Annotated in this window: 2 protein-coding genes; both read right to left on the reverse strand. The window is 64.7% G+C overall.

The window, feature by feature from the left end; translation table 11 throughout:
* Positions 1–61: 61 nt before the first annotated feature.
* Positions 62–331 carry a group II intron maturase-specific domain-containing protein gene (locus OG819_RS59490; protein ID WP_353963281.1) on the reverse strand — a complete coding sequence of 90 codons (270 nt, stop codon included), beginning with the start codon at positions 329–331 and terminating at the stop codon, positions 62–64.
* Positions 220–1,473, reverse strand: coding sequence for a group II intron reverse transcriptase/maturase (gene ltrA, locus OG819_RS58500; protein ID WP_266658426.1), 1,254 nt, complete (start codon positions 1,471–1,473; stop codon positions 220–222). Before ltrA ends, OG819_RS59490 begins: the two co-directional genes overlap by 112 nt.
* Positions 1,474–2,063: the final 590 nt, after the last annotated feature.

Raw genomic sequence — 2,063 nt, forward strand, 5'->3', positions numbered from 1 at the left:
GGATCTCACCTCCCGGCTCTCTCAGAACCGTGCGTGAACCTCTCGATTCACACGGCTCCCATCACCCGGTCGTTCGAGGCCGGAGGAGTTTCCAGTGGGCGAAGAGCCCCGGGTAGAGCTTGGCGGTCTTCTCCAAGCCCTGCCATGCCCGGCTCCGGCGACGCCGGAGCCGCTTGTACTTCTGCACGGCCCATCGCATCAGATACTGATCGATGCCCTTCAGGCTCGGGACCAACGCGGACGGATAGAACCGCCCGTAGTAGCTGATCCATCCCCGCACGACGGGATTGATCTCCCGTGCAAGGTCTGCCAGGGACGACCCACTGCGCAAGTGCAGCCGCCATCGGCGGATCTGCGCCCGGATGCGCTTGGCCGCCTCGTCGCTGAGGGTGCGTTTCTTCTGGAGGGACCTCGTCGGTGACCAGTACGGACGTGGTCGTTCCGGGAAGAACGACACGATCTACCGTGACGCGGTTTCCGGAGGACCAACGCGTTGACCAGGTGTTTCTCGTCCCTCAAGAAGAAACGCACCCCGTCGCTGATCGCCGGGTTGAAGCCGAAGAAGTAACTCCCCGTCCTCGACCGGACTTTCCGCGAGCGGAACGTGTACCCGAGGAAGGTGAACGAGACGTGCTCGTACGAACCACGCCTCTTGCCATCCTTGCAGTACACGATGCGGGTCTTGTCGGGATGCAGCCGCAAGCCCCCGCACTCGGCCAGCCGCTGGCCGATCGCCTGACGCACCTGGTGCGCCTCGGCCTCGGTGCGGCAGTGAACCACCATGTCGTCGCAGTAGCGCTCGAACCGGACACCCGGGAAGACCCGATCCATCCAGGTGTCGAACGCGTAGTGCATGAACAGGTTCGCCAACAGGGGCGAGATCGCCGAGCCCTGGGGACTCCCACGATCCCGCGCGACCAGTTCGCCACTCTTGTGCCGCAGCGGAGCCTTCAGCCAGCGCTCCACATACAGCAGAATCCACCGCTGGTCGGTGTGGTGGGCCACCGCCTTGAGGACCAGGTCGTGGTCGAGGTTGTCGAAGAACCCCTGGATGTCGATATCGACCGTCCAGTCCGTCCTCCAGCACCGCTCCCGACAGGCCGCGACCGCGTCCAGCGCGCTTCTGCCAGGCCGGTATCCATAAGAATCGGGGTGGAACATCGGTTCCACCTCCGGTTCCAGGACCATGGCCGCCGCAGTCTGCGCAATTCTGTCCGCGACCGTCGGCACCCCGAGAACCCTGACCTTGCCTGATCCTCCGGGTTTGGGGATCTCCACCATCCGCACCGGCGGCGGGAAGTAGCTGCCCGACGACAGGCGATTCCACAGTTTGTAGAGGCTGCCCCGCAGGTCAGCCTCGAACCGCTCGATCGACTCGCCATCGACCCCGGCCGTTCCCCCGTTCGCCTTGACCTTGAGATACGCCTCCCAGACCACATACTTCGAGATCTCGAACGACTTCAGCCCACTCATCCGGCTCCTCCCGGGAACTCCGGTTGACCGCCAAGCAGACCTGGATGATCCGTCCCCTTCGCTCCACCCGCATTACCGGGCTTCGTCACTACTACGAGACGGTCTGCCCCCGTGCCCCGCGTCAGTACTCCGCCCCTTGCGGTGTTGGCCGCTTGGGGATCTCCCTCTCGCCGCCGGCCCCACGGGCCGGCAGCAGTATCGGGGCGACAGGTTCTCACGTTCCATGCAAGAGCCCAGGTCAGGCTCGCGCCGCCTACATGCCGGACGCCATCCGGGCAGTCAGCAGGCTCCCCCCGGACTTGTCCCAGAGCCCTGGTCTCGCCCTGGTTTCGACGCCACTGGAATTTGTTACGACACGTCATCAGCGGTTCGCTCCCGCTCGCCTTCCTGACCCACACCTGACGCGATCAGGTCGCGCCTTTTCCCGCAGCGCTCACCACGAACGGCACTTAACCGACGCAGCCTGCGGTGGTTTGAAGCCTCCCCCTGCAGGGCGACCCCGGAGGACCTACCTCCATCTCCTGCACAGCACCGCTTCCAGAAGCTCCTACATCGACGCCTCCTTCAGCGTTCGTGACACACGACCAGCG

Source organism: Streptomyces sp. NBC_01549, from assembly GCF_026339955.1.
Lineage (GTDB): Bacteria > Actinomycetota > Actinomycetes > Streptomycetales > Streptomycetaceae > Streptomyces.

Coding starts and splice junctions, on each gene's coding strand:
- ltrA (WP_266658426.1), bottom strand. CDS start 1,473: ATGAGTGGGCTGAAGTCGTTCGAGATCTCGAAGTATGTGGTCTGGGAG.